Here is a 19,335-nt window from a genome sequence, read left to right as displayed (position 1 = left end):
TAGCGCTTGATCAGCAAGCGCTAGCAGCTATGAATTCAGAAGCAATGCGTAGACAGGGGTGCCCGGCCATGCGCGGCAGGCAGAACACGCGCCGGTCGCCGCACCAGCCGCGGCGCCTGGCGACGGGCCGGGCCTGCTTTATACCGCCAATCCCGCGCAAGGCTGGGCCGCTGTACAGATGCCACTGACCGCCCGGTGGCCCGTGCCACCGCGTCAGCCCATGAACTGGCGCAACTGCGGCAGGCTGGCATGGGCGGCGCGCCGGCCCTCGGCAATGGCGTCGCTGGCACGGTGAAAGTCCAGCAGGCCCAAATGCGCCAGGCGCGGGGCGATCACCACCTCGGGCGGGTCACCCGCCATGCGGCTGCGGGTGATGCGCATCTGCATGATGTTCACGCTGGTCATGATCACGTCCAGCGCCGATGGCTTGGGAGGCGGCGCCTCGCCGCTGGCGGGCGCCCAGAACTTCAGGCGGCGCATCCAGTCGGCGCTGACCAGCGGTTCGGGTACCGGCTCCGGCCCGGGGACCGGCGCCGCATCCGTGGGCACGGAGGCCTGCGGCTCGCGCACCACCGCCAGCGGATGCATGTGGCGGTGCAGGATGTCGGAATTCAGGTCCACGGCGATGACGATGTCCGCACCCATGGCACGGGCCAGCGATGCGGGCACGGGGTTGACGAGTCCGCCATCCACCAGCAGCCGCCCGTCGGTGTGGTTCACGGGGGTGAACAGGCCCGGCAGCGCGATGGAAGCGCGCACCGCGTCGGCGATGGAGCCGTGGCGCAGCCAGACTTCGGCACCCGAGTGCAGGTCGGTCGCCACCGCGCCGAAGGGCAGCGGCGACGCGTCGATGTCGAAATCGGCGAAGTTGCGGCGCCAGAAGGCGATGAGCTTTTCGCCCTTGAGCATGCCGCCCGACAGATTGAAGTCCATGAAGCCGAACACATCGCGCAGGCCCAGGCCCTGCACCCAGTCGGCAAAGCGCTCCAGTTCGCCCCCCGCGTAGGCCGCGCCCACCAGCGCACCGATGGAGGAGCCGCAGATCACGTCCAGGCGCACGCCCTCCTCCCGCAGCGCCTGCAGCACGCCGATGTGCGCCCAGCCGCGCGCCGAGCCGCTGCCCAGCGCAAGGCCCAGCCGTGGGGCGCGGCGGGTCAGTGCCATCTAGGCCCCACCTGCGTTGGGCGGTGTGCCCCGCAGCAACGCATGCAACCCGTCCTCGTCCAGCACGGGGATGCCCAGCTCCTGCGCCTTGGCGAGCTTGCTGCCCGCGTCGGCGCCGGCCACCACGTAGTGCGTCTTCTTGCTGACCGAACCTGCCACCTTGGCACCGGCGGACTCCAGCAGGTCCTTGGCCGCGTCGCGGCCCAGGGTGGGCAGCGTGCCGGTCAGCACCACGGTCATGCCCGCCAGGGGCAGCGTGGCGGCGGCAGCGGGCTCGCTCTCGTCCCAGGTGACGCCGCAGGCCCGCAGTTGCTCGACCACCTCGCGGTTGTGGGGTTGCGCGAAGAAGGTGTGGATGGCCTCGGCCACCACGGGCCCCACGTCGTTCACCTGCAGCAACTGCTCCACGCCCGCATCCATGATGGCGTCCAACTGGCCGAAGTGGCGCGCCAGGTCCTTGGCCGTGGCCTCGCCCACATGGCGGATGCCCAGGCCGAAGAGAAAGCGCGCCAGCGTGGTGCGCTTGGATTTGTCGAGCGCATCCAGCACGTTCTGCGCGGACTTCTCGGCCATGCGGTCGAGCTGCGCAAGGCTGGACAGCCCGAGCCGGTACAGGTCGGGCAGCGTGCGGATCACGTGGCCCTCGACGAGCTGGTCCACCAGCTTCTCGCCCAGGCCCTCGATGTCCATGGCGCGGCGCTGGGCGAAGTGCAGCACCGCCTGTTTGCGCTGCGCGGGGCAGAACAGCCCGCCGGAGCAGCGGTGGTTGACCTCGCCCGGCTCGCGCACCACGGCGCTGCCGCAGATGGGGCACTGGCGCGGCATGCGGAAGTTGGGCACGTAGGGCTGGCGCGGCCCCGCCAGCGGCTGCGCGGGTGCGGTGCCGTCCGCGCTGCTGGCGGCGTCCACCAGCGCGTCGGAGCCCGCCAGCACTGCCAGGCCTGCGCCCGCCGGCACCACGCCCACCACCTCGGGAATCACGTCGCCCGCGCGGCGCACGATCACCTGGTCGCCCACGCGCACTTTCTTGCGGCGCAGCTCGAACAGGTTGTGCAGCGTGGCATTGGTCACCGTGACGCCGCCCACGAACACCGGCGCGAGTCGCGCCACGGGCGTCAGCTTGCCCGTGCGGCCCACCTGCACGTCGATGCCTTCCACGCGCGTGACCATCTCCTGGGCCGGGTATTTGTGAGCCACGGCCCAGCGCGGCTCGCGCGTCACAAAGCCCAGCTGGCGCTGCAGTGCCAGGCTGTTGACCTTGTAGACCACGCCGTCGATGTCGTAGGGCAGCGCGTCCCGTTCGGCCCCCACACGCTGATGGAACGCTATGAGTTCAGAAGCGCCTTGCGCAATCTGTACCTGGGCTGCGACCGGAAAGCCCCATTCCTTGAGCTGCTGCAGCATGCCGAAGTGCGTGCCGAAGTCGGGCCCGCCCTCGGCAGCGGGCGTGACCTCGCCCAGGCCGTAGGCGAAGAACGACAGCGGCCGCTGCGCCGTGATGCCTGAGTCCAACTGGCGCACCGCGCCGGCGGCGGCGTTGCGCGGGTTGACGAAGGTCTTGTCGCCCTTCTCGCGCTGGCGTTCGTTGAGTGCATTGAAGTCCGCGCGGCGCATGTAGACCTCCCCGCGCACCTCCAGCACCGGCGGCACGCCGGCGGGCAGGCTCAGGGGGATCTGGCGGATGGTGCGCACGTTGTGCGTCACATCCTCGCCCACCTCGCCGTCACCGCGCGTGGCGGCCTGCACCAGGCGCCCGCCCTCGTAGCGCAGGCTCATCGCCAGGCCGTCGAACTTGGGTTCGGCCACGTATTCCACCGGCGGCGCATCGGGCGGCAGCTTCAGTTCACGGCGCACGCGCGCGTCGAAGGCTTGGGCGCCGCTGGCCGCGGTGTCGGTTTCGGTACGGATGCTGAGCATGGGCACGCGGTGGCGCACCGGTGTCAGCCCGTCCAGCACCGCGCCCAGCACGCGCTGCGTGGGCGAGTCGGGCGTCACCAGGTCGGGGTAAGCGCCCTCCAGCGCCTGCAACTGCTGGAACGCGCGGTCATACTCGGCATCGGGCACGCTCGGCGTGTCCTGGACGTAGTACTCGTGCGCCCAGCGGTTCAGCTGCTCGCGCAGCGCTTTGATTTTTGTAGCTACCAGCGCAGACCCCTTGGGCGCGGGAGCCGGAAAAAGGTCGGATTGTTCAGTCATGCCGGAAAGGGTCAGGCCCGGTCCCATTGGGCGAGGTGCAGCAGCACGCCCGACGGGTCCCAGACGTAGGTCACGCACGCGCCGTATGGTTCCTGCTTCGGCGCGGACACGCGGGCCCCAGGAAAGCGGCCCGTGCCGATGAGCTGCGAAACGTCTGCAAAGCACTGGGCCGCGTCTTGCACGGAAATGTGCAGCATGCAGTTGTCCGCCCATTCCTTCACGTAGTAGCGCTGCAGGTAGAACCGTGCCCCGCCCAGGTGGAACAGGGCCAAGTCTTCGTCCGACCATTCCAGGGTGCAGCCCAGGGCCGCGTAGAACGCCTTGGACAGCGCGAAGTCCTGGACCGGGAGGAAAGAGCGCACATCATGGGCGCGCAGGTCGATCATGCCGGTTCCTAGCTGAACAGGCGCCGCGCCAGCGCGGAGCCGGCCGAGAGTTCGCGGCTGTCCAGCTTGTCGTACAGCTGCTCAAGATCGGCGGCGATGGGCTCCATGGTCATGGCAGGCAGCGGCGTACCGTTCTGGTCGCACAGCACCCCGTCCATGGCCTCACCGAGCGCGGCCGCCACCTCGCGCAGGCGCGCGAACGGCTGCTGCGAGCGGTGGACCTGGGCCACGTCCAGGCTCAGCACGATGTCCCGCACGGCGGACTGCTCGGGGTCGTCGGACATGGCGGCCTGCGCGTCATAGGTCAGCGTGAGCACGGGCGGCAGGCCCGGCCCCTGCGCCGGCAGCACCAGCCGGCCCGGAATGGCGCCGGCGACGAGACCCAGGCGTGCGGCGTTCTGCTGCACGTAGCCGGGGCTCCAGGCCGCGTGGCGCGCCCGCAGCACGAAGGTGAGCTGCGCATCGTGCTCGCTGGCGAACTGGTCCAGCTCGCGCGCGCGGGCCACCTCGTGCAGCATGTCGGGAAAGTCGGGTGCGGCATTGATCGCGTCGGCGAAGCCCTGGGCCTTCATGACGAATTCGGAGAACTCGATCTCGTTGAGCGCACCCAGGCGGTTGGCCAGTTGCACGCCCGCCTGGAACTGCAGGTAGCGCTGGCCGGGCTGGGGGGTTTCCCACTGCTGCGCGGCGTCGTTGAAGCCCTCTACCGCGAACGGCTTGCTGCCCGCGCGGCGCGTGGGCGGCAGCGCGGCCAGGGCCGCATCGCCCGAAACCTGCTGCTCGGCCACGATGGGGGCGATGGCGTCGATCAGCGGATCCAGGCCGCCGCGGCGCTCGGCCGTGGGCACGGGCAGGTCCAGCGCATCACGCAGATCCACGGCGTGGCCGTCAAAGCCGGGCTCGGCCTCGCCTTCGGCGCCGCTCCCGGCAAGCCCCGCGCCGGTGAGCCCCGCGCCGGTAAGCACCGCGCCGGTAAGCCCCGCGCCGGTAAGGACCGCGCCATCAAAGGCGGGCTCATGGCGCGCCACCGGCTCCTGCGCGGGATCGGCCTCGGCCGGCCGCGGGCGCTTGGGCGCGTTGCGGTGGGTTGTCCAGGCGTTGTAGGCGACGACGACGATCAGCACGAGCGCGCCGGCGATGATGAGACCAAGTTGGAAGTTGCTCATGGTGAATACGGGGTCAGGCCTCGGCCATGGACAGCGCGGACTCCATGTCCACGGCCACGATGCGCGACACGCCCTGCTCCTGCATGGTGACGCCGATCAGTTGCTCGGCCATCTCCATGGCGATCTTGTTGTGGCTGATGAAGAGGAACTGCGTTCCCTTGGACATGCTGGACACCAGCTTGGCATACCGCTCAGTGTTGGCATCATCCAGCGGCGCGTCCACTTCGTCCAGCAGGCAGAACGGAGCGGGGTTGAGCTGGAAGATGGCGAACACCAGCGCGATCGCGGTGAGTGCTTTCTCGCCGCCCGACAGCAGGTGGATGGTCTGGTTCTTCTTGCCCGGCGGCTGGGCCATGACCTGCACGCCGGAGTCGAGGATCTCGTCACCCGTCATGATGAGCTTGGCCTGGCCGCCGCCGAACAGTTCGGGGAACATGCGGCCGAAGTGCCCGTTGACGGTCTCGAAGGTGCCCGACAGCAGGGTGCGCGTCTCGCCGTCGATCTTGCGGATGGCGTCCTCCAGCGTGGTCATGGCCAGCGTCAGGTCTTCGGTCTGCGCGTCCAGGAAGCCCTTGCGCTCGCGCGCGAGCTGCAACTCCTCCAGCGCGGCCAGGTTCACCGCGCCCAGCGCCGTGATCTCGCGGTGCAGGCGGTCGATCTCGCCCTGCAACCCCGCCATGCGCACGCCACCGTCCTGGATGGAGCGCTCCACCGCCGCCAGGTCGGCCTGCGCGTCCGCCAGCAGCGTGCTGTACTGCTCCAGGCCCAGGCGCGCCGCCTGCTCCTTGAGCTGGAACTCCGTGATGCGTGCGCGCAGGGGCTCCAGCGTGCGCTCGTTCTGCATGCGCAGTTCGTCGCTGGCGCGCAGCCGCGCCGTCAGGTCGTCGTACTGGCTGCGCTGGGCGGCCAGGTCTTTTTCGCGCTCGATCTTCAGGTCCAGCGCCTGCTGCAGGCCGCCCTGGGCGGCGGCATCGGACAGGCGCGAAAGCTCGTCCTGCGCGCGCTGGCGCTCATCGTGCAACGCGCGTGCCTGCGTGGCCGCGGTGTCGATGGTGCGCGCCAGCTCGGCACGGCGGGCCTGCAGGCTGCGCTGGGCGAACTGCGCCTCCTGTGCCTGGCGCTCCAGCGCGCGCTGCTGCTCACGGCATTCGGCCAGGCGGCGCTCGGCCTCGATCACACGGTCGCCCAGCTGCGCATGGCGCTCCTGGCTGTCGGCCAGTTGCATGTCCAGTTCTTCAAAACGCGCCTCCGCGGTGACGCGGCGCTCCTGCAGGTCGCCCAACTGCGCCTCGACCTCGGACAGATCGGCGCCAATCTGCTCGCTGCGCGCCCGGGTCTGCTCGGCCAGTTGCGACAGGCGCAGGGTCTCAACCTGCAGCTCGTGCGCGCGGCCTTGGGCCTCGCTGGCCTCGCGGCGCGCGGCCACCAGGCGCTGCGCCGCGTCGGCGTACAGGCTCTCGGCACGTACCAGCGCCGCGCGCGCCTCCTCGGCGATCAATGCCTGGGCACGCAGCTCCTTCTCCAGGTGTTCGATCTCCTGCGCCCGGGCCAGCAGGCCGGACTGCTCGGAGTCCTGCGCATAAAAACTCACGCTGTGCGCGCACACGGCATGGCCGGCTGCCACATAGATGGCCTCGCCCGGCTGCAACTGCGCACGGCGGTTCAGCGCATCGTCCAGTGTCTGCGCGGTGTAGCAGCCCTGCAGCCAGTCCACGAGCACGGCGTGCAGCCCGGCGTCGTGCACGCGCAGCAGATCCGACAAGCGTGATGAACCAGCGGGGGTTTCGGGCGCGGGCGCAGACGGCGCGCTGTAGAAAGCCAGCCGCGCCGGAGGCGCGTCCTGCCCGCCCGCGCCCAGGAAGCCGCGCACCATGTCCAGCCGGCCCACGGGCAGCGCGGCCAGGCGCTCGCGCAGCGCGGCCTCCAGCGCGTTCTCCCAGCCGGGTTCGATGTGGATGCGGCTCCACAGTCCCTGCAGCCCTTCCAACCCGTGCTTGGCCAGCCAGGGCTGGAGCTTGGCCGATACCTTGACCTTTTCCTGCAAGGCCTTGAGCGCTTCCAGCCGCGCGGACAGGTCGGCCTGCCGGGCCGTTTCCTGGTTCACGACCTGCTGGCGCGCGCGGCGGTCCTCGTCGAGCTGGGGCACGCTGTCCTGCAGCTCGGCCAGGCGCGCCTCGGCCATCTCGGCGCCTTCCTCGGCCTGCTGCAACTGCTGGCGCAGGTTGGCCAGGCGCGCCTCGTCGGGCGCAGCCAGGGCATTGCGGTCGGTGCGCAGGCGCTCCAGGCGCGCCTCCAACTGGCGGCTTTGCTCGTCCAGGCTGCGCTGCTCGGCCGCCAGCACCTGGATCTGCTGCTGCACCTGCGCCACGGCGGCGCGCTGCTCGTCGCTGCGCTGCTGGCTCTGGCGCAGGGCGTCTTCCAGCTCGGGCAGGCGTGTCGCCTGCTCCTCGACCTGTGCGGCCAGGACCTCGGCCTGCTCCTCGGCATTCATGCCGGCGCCTTCGATGCCCTCGACTTCGGCTTCAGCCTCTTCCTTGCGCGCGGACCACTGGGCGATCTGCTCGGCCAGTTGCACCAGGCGCTGCTCGACGCGCTGGCGGCCCTCGACCACGTAGCGGATCTCGGCTTCCAGCTTGCCGACCTCGGCCGTGGCCTCATAGAGGCGCCCCTGTGCCTGGTTGACCTTGTCGCCCGCCTCGTAGTGCGCCTGGCGGATGGTCTCCAGGTCGGCCTCCACATGGCGCAAGTCGGCCATGCGCGACTCCAGGTCGTTCACGGCGGCCAGGCCCTCGGTGCGCACGCGGGCCTGTTCGCTTTCCGCCTCGGCGCGCTTCAGGAACCACAGCTGGTGCTGCTTGAGGGTCACGTCCTGCTGCAGCGCGTTGTAGCGCGCGGCCACCTCGGCCTGCTTTTCCAGCTTGTCGAGGTTGGCATTGAGTTCGCGCAGGATGTCCTCCACCCGCGTGAGGTTCTCCCGCGTGTCGGACAGGCGGTTCTCGGTCTCGCGCCGGCGCTCCTTGTACTTGGACACGCCCGCGGCTTCTTCAAGGAACAGGCGCAGTTCCTCGGGGCGACTTTCGATGATGCGGCTGATCGTGCCCTGGCCGATGATGGCGTAGGCGCGCGGGCCCAGGCCCGTGCCCAGGAACACGTCCTGCACGTCGCGGCGACGCACCGGCTGGTTGTTGATGAAGTAGCTGCTGGTGCCGTCGCGCGTGAGTACGCGCTTGACGGCAATCTCGGTGAACTGGTTCCACTGCCCGCCCGCGCGGTGGTCGCTGTTGTCGAACGTCAGCTCCACGCTGGAACGGCTGGCCGGCTTGCGGCTGGTGGTGCCGTTGAAGATCACGTCCTGCATGCTCTCGCCGCGCAACTCGCTGGCCTTGCTCTCGCCCAACACCCAGCGCACGGCGTCCATGATGTTGGACTTGCCGCATCCGTTGGGGCCCACCACGCCCACGAGTTGCCCCGGCAGCATGAAGTTGGTGGGCTCGGCAAACGACTTGAAGCCGGCGAGTTTGATCGAGTTAAGACGCACGGGTCAGGCGTTGGACAGGGCGGTTCGCAGGTGCAGGAAAGACCGGAATCATACCGTGGCGCTCGTGTCGGCAGCATGCCCAGCCGGGCATCCTTCGATTGCAAGCAAAAATGACCTCCAGCGCTTACCCAGCAAGCGCCAGCAGCTATTCTTACGAGAGCATCCTACGGCAGCTCAGCCCCCACGCGGGGCGAAGGCAATGATGGCCATGCCGCACAGCGTGACGGCCACGCCCAGCCAGTCCCATGGGCCGGGGCGCACGCCGTCCACCGTCCACAGCCAGACCAGCGCCACGGCCACATACACGCCGCCGTAGGCTGCGTACACACGCCCAGTGGCCGCCGGATGCAGCGTGAGCAGCCAGGCAAACAGCGCCAGGCTGGCGGCCGCCGGCACCAGCAGCCAGGCGCTGCGCCCCTGGCGCAACCACAACCAGGGCAGATAGCAACCGACAATTTCCGCCACGGCAGTGAGCAGGAACAGGGCCAGGGTCTTGACGGGCAGCATGCGTGAATGCGTGATGAAAAAGAAGGCCGCAGCGATCAGACGCCGGCCCGCTTCAGCACCAAGGCCTCGAACGCCGCGGCCTGCAGCGGTGGGCTGAGCAGATAGCCCTGCCAGGCATGGCAGCCGTTGCGCTCCAGAAAGGCGCGCTGCGCCTCGGTCTCAACGCCCTCGGCCACCACCCGCAGGCCCAGGCTGGTGCCCAGGGCGACGATCGTGCGTGCAATCACGGCATCGTTGGGGTCGGTGAGCACGTCGCGCACGAAGCTCTTGTCGATCTTCAGCTCGTGCAGTGGCAGGCGCTTGAGGTAGGCCAGCGACGAGTAGCCCGTGCCGAAGTCGTCCAGCGAGAAGCCCACGCCGTAGCCACGCAACTGCACCATCTTGGCGATGGTGTCCTCCACGTCCTGCAGCAGCATGCCCTCGGTCAGTTCCAGCCGCAGGCGGCGCGCGTCGGCGCCCGAGGCGGCCAGCGCCTCCAGCACCTGGGGCACGAAGCTACCCTCGTGGAACTGGCGCGGGCTCACGTTCACCGCGACGGTGAGCTCACCCAGCACCGGGTGCGCGCTCCACTGCGCCAGCTGTGCGCAGGCGCTGCGCATCACCCACTCGCCCACGCGCAGGATCAGTCCGCTTTCTTCCGCCAAGGGAATGAATTCCGCTGGCGAGATGAAGCCCCTGTCCGGGTGGCGCCAGCGTACCAGCGCCTCGGCGCCCGTGATGCGGCCCTGGTCCACCTTGGGCTGGTAGAACAGTTCTAACTGTCCCGCATCCAGTCCGGCGCGCAGGTCCGCCTCCAGCGCCGCGCGTTCGGACACGGCAGCCTGCATCTGTGGATCAAAAAAGCGCAGCGTATCGCGCCCGGCGGCCTTGGCCTCGTACATGGCAAGGTCGCTGCGCTTGAGCAGCTCGTCCGCCGATTCGCGCACCCCGCGGAAGATGGCGATGCCCACGCTGAGCGCCGTGTGGTGCTGCTGACCGTCGATGTCGAAGGGCGCGCGAATGGCCGCCAGGATCGTCTGGCCCATTTCCTCGGCGCGGTTGGCGGCCTCCTGCGGGTCGGCGCCCAGGTCCTTGAGCACCACGACGAACTCGTCGCCGCCGTGGCGCGCCAGGGTTTCGTCCTCGGGCACGCAGTCGCGCAGCCGCCGGGCCACCTCGCGCAGCAGGCGGTCACCCATGTCGGGGCCTTGTGTCTCGTTGATGGTCTTGAAGTTGTCCAGGTCCAGCATCATCACCGCGCCGCACAGCTGATGGCGGGCGCTCATGGCCAGCGCCTGCTCCAGGCGGTCCAGCAGCAGGCGGCGGTTGGGCAGGCCGGTGAGCGGATCGTTGTAGGCCAGGTAGCGCACCTCTTCCTCGGCCGCCTTGCGCTGGCTCTGGTCCACCATGGTGACGATGTGCGAGTCGCCCAGGATCATGCCGGACAGCTCGACCGCGCGGCACACGCCCGACTTCGCGGTGATCACGCATTCCACGGTACGGATGGCACCGTCGGGGTTCTTCAGCGCCGCCGTGCACGCAGCGAGCCATGCCTCACGCGCATGCTCGCGTTGGTGTGCGTCGGGCATTACCAGGCGCCACCAGGTGTCCACGTCGGGCGCCTCGCGTATGTCGTAGCCGCAGATCTGGACATGCCGGTCGTTGCGGAACACGATCTTGCCGTCCTGCACCTGGTTCACGCCCACGGGCATGTGGTTCAGGATGTTGCGCAGGTGCTCCTCACTCTGGCGCAGCACCTGCTCCATATGCTTGCGCTTGCTGATGTCCTGCACCACCGCAAGGTGGTGTTCGGGCTGGCCTTCCAGGCGCAGCGGGGAGACCATGAGGTCCACCCACACCTCGCTGCCGTCCTTGCGGCGGTAGCGCTTTTCCATGCGGTATTCGCTCAGCTCACCGGCCAACATCCGCTGCAATTGCTCCAGGTCCGCGGCCAGGTCGCTGGGCTCGCTGAAGTCCTGAAAGCGCATCTGCTGCAGTTCCTGCGCGCTGTAGCCCAGCAGGTCGCAGAACTTCTGGTTCATGCGCACCAGGCGGCCGGTGCGCGAGTCGGTCTGGGCGATGCCCACCGCGGCCTGGTTGAACACGGCGCGCAGGCGCGCCTCGCTTTCGCGCAAGGCCGTATCGGTCTCCTTGGCATGGTCCAGTGCCTGCGACCGCCGCAGCACCAGCATCGATACCAGCGCGGTGAGCAGTGCGGTCACCACCAGACCACCCGAGCCCAGCAGCCAGGGCAGGCGCGACTCCTGCGGCGAGAGGAACGGAACGACGGGCTGAAACTGCAGGCTCCAGCGCCTTCCGCCCACGCGCACGCTTTGCTCATATTCCATGGCAGAGGTGCCGACGTGCGTCTCCGATTCAAAGAGGGATTGCGGCGGAGCAGGCACCTCGCTGTTGAAGGGGCCCACGTCCGCCATGCGCAGCGCCAGGCCCTGCATGTTGCCCGCGGTGCGCACGGCATGCACGATGTCGTAGATGCGCAGGCTCACGCCCACCGCCCCCAGAAAGCGCGCCGGCCCCGCCTGTCCGGCCGCCGGCTCGGCAAACACCGGCATGCGGATGATGACGCCCGTGCGGTGCTCGGTTTCCTGGTGCAGCTCGAACGGCGCGGAGGCGACCAGCCCGCCGGTGTCGCGCGCACGGCGCATGGCTTCGAGGTTCGCTGGCTGGGAATGGATCTCCAACCCTTGCAAGCCGCTGTTGCCCCCCTGGGGCCAGAGGTAGTCCACCACGAAATAGTCGGGCAATACGGCCTGCGGATGGATGGCGAAATCCCGCGGCAGGTCGCCGTCCAGATGCGGGTCGGAGCGCGCCTGCTCTTCGAAGGCCGCCCGCCGGGGGCCGGGCACGTACCGCGTGAAGTTGATGTTCTTCACGCCGGGGTGGTAATGCTGCAGATCCAGCTCACGCGCCACGCGCTCGAAGTCGGCGCGCCGCAGCTGCGGATTCACCGTCAGCAGGCCGCGCATGCCCTGCAGCAAAACCGCGTGGGACTCCATGCGCCGCTGCAGCGTCTCGGCAAACAGCCGGGCCTCCTGCTCGAAACGCACCCGCGCGATGGCCTGCATGGAGGACTGCTGCTGGTGGTACAGCGCGTAGCTTGCCGCGCAACGGCCAACGCCACGGCCGCTCCGGGGAGCCAGTGCCAGGGGAACGAGCGCTGTGCGTGGGATGTCGGCATGCGGGGCAGATGGACAAGGAGGACAACGGCTGATAGGCAGCCGCCGCGCCGCAGAGCATAGCGGCATTTACCCGTGCGGGGGCAACAGACACCGCCAACGTCTGCTGCGACCGCGCCGCTGCGGCGCCTGCGCAATTCCCCACGCCGGCGTCGCCAGCCGCCGGCCCGTACCATGGCCGCATCAGGAGTGTCCGCCATCGTGTTGTTTCGGTTGTTCGAAAATCGTGTCCCCCCGTACCCTGCGGCCGAGCCGACCGTGCCGCCCGCCGGGTTCCTCGCCTTCGTGTGGGCCAGCACGCGCGGCCTGCGCGGCTATGTCGGGGCCATGGCCGCCCTGTCTGCCGTGGTGGCCATCTACGAGGCGCTGCTGTTTGCCGTGCTGGGGCGGGTGGTGGACTGGATCGCCGCCACTGCGCCCGAGCGCTTCTGGGCCGAGCGCGGCACGCTGCTCGCCGGGGTGGCTGCGGTGCTGGTCGCCAGCATTGGCATAGTGGCGCTGCAGACCACCGTGCGCCACCAGGTGCTGGCCATCAACTTCCCGCTGCGCCTGCGTTGGAACTTCCACCGGCTGATGCTGGGCCAAAGCATGGCGTTCTATGCGGACGAGTTCGCGGGCCGCATCACCACCAAGATCATGCAGACCGCGTTGGCCGTGCGCGACATGATCTTTACCACCTGCGACGTGGTGATCGGCATGGGCGTCTACCTGGTCACCATCCTGGCACTGGCGGGCGGCTTTGAATGGCGGCTGCTGCTGCCCTTTCTTGCGTGGGCGCTGTGCTACGCGGCCGCGTGCTGGTACTTCGTGCCACGCCTGGGCCAGGTGAGCAAGGCCCAGGCCGACGCGCGCTCCGTCATGACCGGCCGCGTGACGGACGCTTACACCAACATCGCCACGGTGAAGCTGTTCTCGCACACGCGGCGCGAGGCCGAGTTTGCCCGCGCGGCGATGGACGCGTTCAAGACCACGGGCTACGCACAGATGCGGCTGGTCAGCCGCTTCGAGATCGTGAACCACGCCCTGGTGGTGGGCATGATCCTCGGTGCCTGCGGCACGGCGCTATGGCTGTGGTCACGGGGCGAGGTAGGCGCCGGCGCGGTGGCCGCGGTGACCGCCATGGCACTGCGCGTTTCGGGCCACGCCCACTGGGTGATGTGGGAGATGACCACGCTGTTCGAGAGCGTGGGCACCATCCAGGACGGCATCAACACCCTCACCCGCCCGCGCACGGTGGTGGATGCGCCCGATGCCCGCCCGCTGCAGGTCACGCGTGGCGAGGTGCAGTTTGAGAACGTGCGCTTCGGCTACCGCGACGGCGCGGCAGTGATCGACGGGCTGAACCTCACCATCCGCCCAGGCGAGCGCATCGGGCTGATCGGCCGCTCCGGCGCGGGCAAGTCCACGCTGGTCAACCTGCTGCTGCGCTTTCATGACGTGCAGGGCGGACGCATTCTGGTGGACGGGCAGGACATCGCCCACGTCACGCAGGACAGCCTGCGCCAAGCGATCGGCATGGTCACGCAGGACACTTCGCTGCTGCACCGATCGATGCGCGACAACATCCTGTACGGCCGCCCCGATGCCTCCGAGGAAGACATGCGCCTGGCTGCCGAACGCGCCAAGGCCGCGCAATTCATCGACGAGCTGACCGACCTGCAGGGCCGCCGCGGCTACGACGCCCAGGTGGGCGAGCGCGGCGTCAAGCTCTCGGGCGGGCAGCGCCAGCGCGTGGCGATCGCGCGCGTGATGCTCAAGGACGCCCCGATCCTGCTGCTGGACGAGGCCACCAGCGCGCTGGACTCCGAGGTGGAGGCCGCCATCCAGCAGAGCCTGGACGGACTGATGCAGGGCAAGACGGTGATCGCCATCGCGCACCGCCTGTCCACCATCGCCGCCATGGACCGGCTCATCGTGCTGGACGCCGGCCGCATCGTCGAGGAAGGCACGCACGCACAGCTGCTGGCGCAAGGGGGTGTCTATGCGCGGCTGTGGACGCACCAGAGTGGCGGCTTCATGGGACAGGACCCGGACGAGGCCTGAGCGATACAGGATCGGCCGCGCACGATCATGGCAATCAAGACAGAAATAGGCCTCCGAGGCAATACTGGCAAGCGCCAACAGCTCTTATAACAATAGCACAAGAGACCGACGAGTCCCGGTTCAGCTCTGCTCCTCGGGGCCCAGGGGATGGGGGCGCGGCGGCTCGTGCGGCGGCAACTGCAGGAACAGCGCCGTGGCCGCCAGCGTCAGCACACCCATGCAGGCAAACGTGGCGCGGAACGCGTGGAGCGTGTCCTGCGCATCTGCGGCGCCAAAGTAGCCCTGGAAGCTCGCCAGCACCGCCCCGGCAGCCGCCACCCCCATGCCCATGGCCAGCATCTGCACCATGGACAGCAGGCTGTTGCCGCTGCTGGCATGACCCGTGTCCAGGTCCTTGAGCGTGACCGTGTTCATGGCCGAGAACTGCATGGAGTTCACGCCGCCAAACGCCGCCAGCTGCACCATCAGCAGCCACGGGGGCTGGCCGGGCGTGATCAGGCAGAAGCTGGCGATGAGCAACGCCAGCGCGCAGGTATTGACCACCAGCACCTCGCGATAGCCCCAGCGCCGCACCATGAAGGTGACCGCAGGTTTCACGGCCATGCTGCCCAGCACCGTGGGCAGCATCATCATGCCCGCCTGCATAGGTGCGTAGCCCAGGCTGACCTGCAGCACCAGCGGGATCATGAAGGGCATGCACGAGCTGCCCAGCCGCGAAAACAGGTTGCCCAGCAGCCCCACACGCAGCGTGCGCACCGTAAACAACCCCGGCACAAACAGCGGCGCATCGCTGCGCAGCGCATGCAGCCAGTAGGCCGCCAGGCTGGCCAGGCCAAAGATCATCATCACCAGCGACGACGCGCTGCGCGCACCGCCGCCGGCCATGCCCTCCACCGCCAGCGACACGGCCGCCATGCCAAAGGCCAGCAGGCCATAGCCCATGGCGTCGAACCCACGCACGGCCAGCACCTCTCCCGCCGCCATGAAGCGCCGCGCGGCCATCAAGCCCACCAGCCCCACGGGCACATTGACCCAGAAGATCCAATGCCACGAGGCGTACTCCACCATCCAGCCGCCCAGGGTCGGCCCGATCAGCGGCCCCACCAGCCCGGGAATCGCCACGAAGCTCATGGCGCGGATGAACTCGTCGCGCGGAAATGCCCGCAGCACCGCCAGCCGCCCCACGGGCAGCAGCAGCGCACCGCCCAGCCCCTGGACCACGCGCGCGCCCACCAGCAGCGGCAGCGTGGACGACAGCGCGCACAACACCGAGCCGAGCACGAACAACGCGATCGCAGACATGAACACCCGCCGCGTGCCGAAACGGTCCGCCAGCCAGCCCGACGCCGGAATCAGCACCGCCATGGCCAGCGAATACGCCACGATCACCGAGTGCATCTGCAGCGGGCTCTCGCCCAGGTCGCGCGCCATGGCCGGCAAGGCCGTGTTGACGATGGTGGCGTCCAGCGTCTGCATGAAGAAGCCCAGCGCGACCACCCACAGCAGCGGCTGGCGCGAAGTGGGGGAAACAGGTCCACGCGTCATGAAATCGCCCATGGCGGGCTCAGAAAAGAAGGCCAAAGTGTGCCATTGGGGCCCGTTTGCGGACTAATGCGCTGGTCATATCCGTCAAAACGATGTTGGGCCCTGTTCACCAAACATGAACCGCTATCAAAGTAGAAGCACTTTCCCGAGATGGTGAGTGACCGGCATGCGAAAGGCAGTGCACCCCATCACCGGGCAAAACCCAGCAAGACGTTGCCTATCGCCGCGGGCACGTTCATGAAAATCCACGTAAATCAACTATTTACTATCAGTTGTCGGCAGATTTCCCGCCATGCCGTGGTACCCTCGCGCCCCATGTTTCGTCGGTTGTGCCTGCTGCTGCTGCTGCTTTGCTCGAATGCCTACGCCGCTCCCTCCCCCGAGGTAGAGCGGGCAGCCGCCACCCCTGCAGCCAGCATTGACCGCAGCCTGCTCGTCCAGTTGCAGGACGTTCAGCACAACGTGGCAGACCGCACCTCCTCCCTGATTTCCACCGCCATGGGCTTCATCGGCGTGCCATACCGCCGGGGTGGCAGCAGTGCCGAGACGGGTTTTGATTGCAGCGGCTTCGTGCGCGCCATCTATGAACAGGCCAAGGGCATGGTGCTTCCACGCCGCGCCAACGAGCAGGCCGCCGCCACCGAAGTCATCGACAAAAAAGACCTGCAGCCCGGCGACCTGGTGTTCTTCAACACCATGCGCCGCGCGTTCAGCCACGTAGGCATCTACGTGGGTGACGGCAAGTTCATCCATGCCCCGCGCTCCGGTGCGCAGGTGCGCGTGGAAGACATGGGCGCTTCCTACTGGCAGCGGCGCTTCAACGGTGCACGGCGCGTGACCACGGACGAAGACGCCGCCGCCATGGCCATTTCCGCGCGCTCTCCGGCCGCCAACTGAGACCGGGGCCGGCACCCTGTCCGGCACTGCTCTAGTAATTGCGGTAAGTAGCCACGCACGGGCCAGCGTTTTCAGTGCCTGCACAGGGGGTGACGGTGTGCAAGCCACACAGGTGTCCTGAGTCCTTCCAGCCATGACCACACCCACTACGCGCTTTTGGCTCATGAAATCGGAGCCCGACGAGTGCTCCATTGACGATGCATTGGGCGCTCCGGGCGCCACCGTGCCCTGGACCGGCGTGCGCAATTACCAGGCGCGCAACTTCATGCGCGACGAGATGCAGGTGGGGGATGGCGTGCTCTTCTACCACTCAAGCTGCCCTGCACCCGGTATCGCCGGCGTTGCACGCATAGCCTCGGGCGTACGCCCCGACCCCACACAGTTCGACCCTGAATCCCCTTACTACGACCCCAAGTCACCCCTTGAGAAACCCCGGTGGCTGCTGCGGGACGTGCAAGCCGTGCGCAAGACACGGCTCATTGGCCTGGCGGAACTGCGCGCCCATCCCGAGTTGGCGTCGATGCGCGTACTGCAGCGAGGCAACCGGTTGTCGATCACGCCGCTGCAGCCCCAGGAGTGGACCTTCATCACGCAGGTGCTCGCGGCAGACTAGCGGGCCGCGCGGGTGTCCCCGCCACGCCTCAACAGGCGGGAGGACTGGAGGCGGGAAGACGGAATCCCCGCCAGAAGTCCAACCTTCATCAACCCGTCCCCTTGGCGCGCAGCAGCGCTACCAGCTCCGGCACCAGCGCCTGCGGCCCACCCTCGGCAACGGCGGCGGCAAAGGTGTCGTGCACGGCCTGGGCAATGCCATCGGCCGCGCCGCCGTCGTGCGCCATGGCGGTGTAGTAGCCCATGTCCTTGAGCGCGTTGGACATGAAGAAGCGCAGCCCGGAGGGGTCCTGCTGCAGCAGGTAGGGCCGCAGGCGCTCCAGCGCCACGCCGCCGCCGCCGCCCTTGGCGAGAACATCCAGGAACACCTGCGGTGCCACGTCGGCCGCCAGCGCGCAGGCGGCAGCCTCCGCGATCAGCGCCACGCTGCCCAGCGACACATAGTTGTGCAGCAGCTTCATGCGGTGGCCACTGCCCACGGCACCGGTATGCGTGATGTTCTCGGCAAAGCACTGCAGCACCGGGCGCACTTCGTCGAGCAGCGCGGCCTCGCCGCCCACCAGCAGGTTCAGCCGGCCCTCGGCGGCCTCCTTGGGGGTGCGGGTCATCGGCGCATCCAGGAACCGCCCTCCGGCCGCCGCCACGGCGCGGGCGACGGATTCGGTGGACGAAGGAATGGCCGTGGAGCAGTCGATCACCACGGTGCCGGGCTGCAGGGCGGCCAGGGCGCCCTCCTCGCCCAGCAGCACCGCCTCTACCTGGGGCGATCCCGTCACGCACAGGATGAGCACCTGCACCTGTCGCATCAGTTCATGCACCGACGCGGCGCTGGCCACGCCCTGGGCGCGCAATGCATCCAGGGGCTGGTTGCCAGGGTGCTCCAGCACCGTCAGCGCATAGCCCTTGCGGGCGATATTCATGGCAATGCCGTGGCCCATCAGGCCTACGCCGATCAGTCCGATGCGAGGGGTGTTCATGTGCTGCGTTTCAACCGGTGGGTGGGAAGCGGTGTCCACCGCATTGTGGCGCGCGGAGCCCCTTCAACCCACCGCCGCCGTATCCCGGAAAACCAGTACCTTCAGCGACCGCTCCTCGTCCACATCGGCGAACGCCGCCGGGTTGGGAACGCGTTCCACGAACGCCAGCGAAGGCGCCTGGGATCGCATCTGCTCGCAGAGAAACTCCATCCCCAGCTCCGGCGCGTTCAGGCACAGCAGGGCGTGGCCGCCCGGCATCAGCAGTTCCGGCAGGCGACGCATGAGCCGCGCATAGTCCTTGGTCGCGACGAAGCTGCCCTTCTGGTAGGACGGCGGATCCACGATCACCAGGTCGTACGGCCCGCTGCGCGTGATCTTGCCCCACGAGCTGAAGATGTCATGCGCCAGAAAGCGGGCACCGGCGCCCAACCCGTTGAGCTGGTGGTTCTGCTGCCCGGTGGCTATGGCACCCCGGCTCATGTCCACATTCACCACCTCCGCCGCGCCCACCTGCAGCGCGGCAACCGAAAACGCACAGGTATAGGCGAACAGGTTGAGCACCCGAGCGCCGCGCCCGGTGCGTGCGCGGTGGTTCGCCACATGCGCGCGCACCCAGCGACGCCCTTCGGCCATGTCCAGAAACAACCCGTGGTTCTGCCCGCGCAGCACCTGGACGCGCAGGCGTGCGCCATCCTCGGTGACCACATGCGGCTCGGGCACCTCGCCCGCCATCAGCCGCGTATCGCTGCGGCCCTCGATGCGCAGCGCCTCGCCGCGGTGCTGGAACACCCAGTTCAGCGGCTGCCCTGGCGCCACCTGCTGCCAGCGTGCGCGCAGGGCGCCGTCGATGGTGGCGAGTGCTTCGTCCGTCACCGGGGCGAAGCTGGTGAGCACCAGCACGGGCGGATAGGCATCCAGCGTCCACTGCTCGCTGCCGGGAAACCGCCCTCCACGCCCATGGAAGATGCGGCAGGCCTCAACGGGCGGAGTGAGGGTGGCGATGGCGTCGAGCAGGGCTTGCATGAGTGGGGTCGGGCGCAAAGAAAAACAGGCATCAAAATGCCCTCTAACGCAGATTGTGCCAGCGCTAACAGCTATGGTTTTTACGTTATCGTCACGGTTTCATCC

The 19,335-nt window shown here is 68.5% G+C and carries 12 protein-coding genes and 1 pseudogene; 3 read left to right on the top strand and 10 right to left on the bottom strand.

Annotated elements, in window-relative coordinates; all coding sequences use genetic code 11:
• Positions 1 to 213: 213 nt before the first annotated feature.
• From I3K84_RS03510 to I3K84_RS03480, 7 genes and pseudogenes are all read right to left on the bottom strand, one after another.
• Positions 214 to 1,164: a patatin-like phospholipase family protein gene (locus I3K84_RS03510; protein ID WP_172206804.1), complete on the bottom strand. Its 951-nt coding sequence runs from the start codon at positions 1,162 to 1,164 to the stop codon at positions 214 to 216.
• Entirely contained in the window at positions 1,165 to 3,360 is a 2,196-nt protein-coding gene (gene ligA, locus I3K84_RS03505) for an NAD-dependent DNA ligase LigA (protein ID WP_196995527.1), read from the bottom strand.
• Positions 3,361 to 3,371: 11 nt separating this feature from the next.
• Positions 3,372 to 3,746, bottom strand: coding sequence for a hypothetical protein (locus I3K84_RS03500; protein ID WP_196995526.1), 375 nt, complete (start codon positions 3,744 to 3,746; stop codon positions 3,372 to 3,374).
• Positions 3,747 to 3,754: 8 nt separating this feature from the next.
• Positions 3,755 to 4,912 carry a cell division protein FtsZ gene (locus I3K84_RS03495; RefSeq protein WP_196995525.1) on the bottom strand — a complete coding sequence of 386 codons (1,158 nt, stop codon included), beginning with the start codon at positions 4,910 to 4,912 and terminating at the stop codon, positions 3,755 to 3,757.
• Between the two features lie 13 nt (positions 4,913 to 4,925).
• The gene (gene smc, locus I3K84_RS03490) at positions 4,926 to 8,450 is read right to left on the bottom strand and encodes a chromosome segregation protein SMC (protein WP_196995524.1); all 3,525 of its coding nucleotides are present in this window, start codon (positions 8,448 to 8,450) and stop codon (positions 4,926 to 4,928) included.
• Positions 8,451 to 8,624: 174 nt separating this feature from the next.
• Positions 8,625 to 8,957 (bottom strand): YnfA family protein, encoded by a 333-nt coding sequence (locus I3K84_RS03485; RefSeq protein WP_123676303.1) that lies wholly within the window; start codon positions 8,955 to 8,957, stop codon positions 8,625 to 8,627.
• Positions 8,958 to 8,992: 35 nt separating this feature from the next.
• Positions 8,993 to 12,135 (bottom strand): annotated as a pseudogene (locus tag I3K84_RS03480) (EAL domain-containing protein).
• Between the two features lie 172 nt (positions 12,136 to 12,307).
• Between I3K84_RS03480 and I3K84_RS03475 the strand changes: the two are divergent.
• Positions 12,308 to 14,176 carry an ABC transporter ATP-binding protein gene (locus tag I3K84_RS03475; RefSeq protein ID WP_304511173.1) on the top strand — a complete coding sequence of 623 codons (1,869 nt, stop codon included), beginning with the start codon at positions 12,308 to 12,310 and terminating at the stop codon, positions 14,174 to 14,176.
• A 120-nt stretch (positions 14,177 to 14,296) separates the two neighbouring features.
• On the opposite strand, the gene mdtD is transcribed toward I3K84_RS03475, so the two are convergent.
• A complete protein-coding gene (mdtD, locus tag I3K84_RS03470; RefSeq protein WP_196995523.1) occupies positions 14,297 to 15,733 on the bottom strand; it encodes a multidrug transporter subunit MdtD in 1,437 nt (478 codons plus the stop codon).
• A gap of 303 nt (positions 15,734 to 16,036) precedes the next feature.
• Between mdtD and I3K84_RS03465 the strand changes: the two genes are divergently transcribed.
• Positions 16,037 to 16,618, top strand: a complete 582-nt coding sequence (locus I3K84_RS03465) for a C40 family peptidase (RefSeq protein WP_196995522.1) — start codon at positions 16,037 to 16,039, stop codon at positions 16,616 to 16,618.
• A 133-nt stretch (positions 16,619 to 16,751) separates the two neighbouring features.
• Complete coding sequence (locus I3K84_RS03460) at positions 16,752 to 17,231, top strand: EVE domain-containing protein (protein WP_196995521.1); 480 nt, start codon at positions 16,752 to 16,754, stop codon at positions 17,229 to 17,231.
• Positions 17,232 to 17,319: 88 nt separating this feature from the next.
• Here the strand turns inward: I3K84_RS03460 and I3K84_RS03455 are convergent, their stop codons facing one another.
• Entirely contained in the window at positions 17,320 to 18,207 is an 888-nt protein-coding gene (locus I3K84_RS03455; protein WP_088886873.1) for an NAD(P)-dependent oxidoreductase, read from the bottom strand.
• A gap of 63 nt (positions 18,208 to 18,270) precedes the next feature.
• The gene (locus I3K84_RS03450) at positions 18,271 to 19,230 is read right to left on the bottom strand and encodes a class I SAM-dependent methyltransferase (protein WP_196995520.1); all 960 of its coding nucleotides are present in this window, start codon (positions 19,228 to 19,230) and stop codon (positions 18,271 to 18,273) included.
• Positions 19,231 to 19,335 lie beyond the last annotated feature (105 nt).

The organism is Diaphorobacter sp. JS3051, assembly GCF_015832135.1.
Taxonomy (GTDB): domain Bacteria; phylum Pseudomonadota; class Gammaproteobacteria; order Burkholderiales; family Burkholderiaceae_C; genus Diaphorobacter; species Diaphorobacter nitroreducens.
Note: the sequence above shows the minus strand (reverse complement) of the source record. Positions and strands in the feature narration are given on the sequence as shown.

Bases quoted from the DNA above. Each gene is read 5' to 3' on its own strand.
- I3K84_RS03455 (WP_088886873.1), bottom strand. From the start codon at position 18,207: ATGAACACCCCTCGCATCGGACTGATCGGCGTAGGCCTGATGGGCCAC.
- ligA (WP_196995527.1), bottom strand. From the start codon at position 3,360: ATGACTGAACAATCCGACCTTTTTCCGGCTCCCGCGCCCAAGGGGTCT.
- I3K84_RS03495 (WP_196995525.1), bottom strand. From the start codon at position 4,912: ATGAGCAACTTCCAACTTGGTCTCATCATCGCCGGCGCGCTCGTGCTG.
- I3K84_RS03465 (WP_196995522.1), top strand. From the start codon at position 16,037: ATGTTTCGTCGGTTGTGCCTGCTGCTGCTGCTGCTTTGCTCGAATGCC.
- I3K84_RS03475 (WP_304511173.1), top strand. From the start codon at position 12,308: ATGGCCGCATCAGGAGTGTCCGCCATCGTGTTGTTTCGGTTGTTCGAA.
- I3K84_RS03510 (WP_172206804.1), bottom strand. From the start codon at position 1,164: ATGGCACTGACCCGCCGCGCCCCACGGCTGGGCCTTGCGCTGGGCAGC.
- mdtD (WP_196995523.1), bottom strand. From the start codon at position 15,733: ATGGGCGATTTCATGACGCGTGGACCTGTTTCCCCCACTTCGCGCCAG.
- I3K84_RS03500 (WP_196995526.1), bottom strand. From the start codon at position 3,746: ATGATCGACCTGCGCGCCCATGATGTGCGCTCTTTCCTCCCGGTCCAG.
- I3K84_RS03460 (WP_196995521.1), top strand. From the start codon at position 16,752: ATGACCACACCCACTACGCGCTTTTGGCTCATGAAATCGGAGCCCGAC.
- I3K84_RS03450 (WP_196995520.1), bottom strand. From the start codon at position 19,230: ATGCAAGCCCTGCTCGACGCCATCGCCACCCTCACTCCGCCCGTTGAG.
- I3K84_RS03485 (WP_123676303.1), bottom strand. From the start codon at position 8,957: ATGCTGCCCGTCAAGACCCTGGCCCTGTTCCTGCTCACTGCCGTGGCG.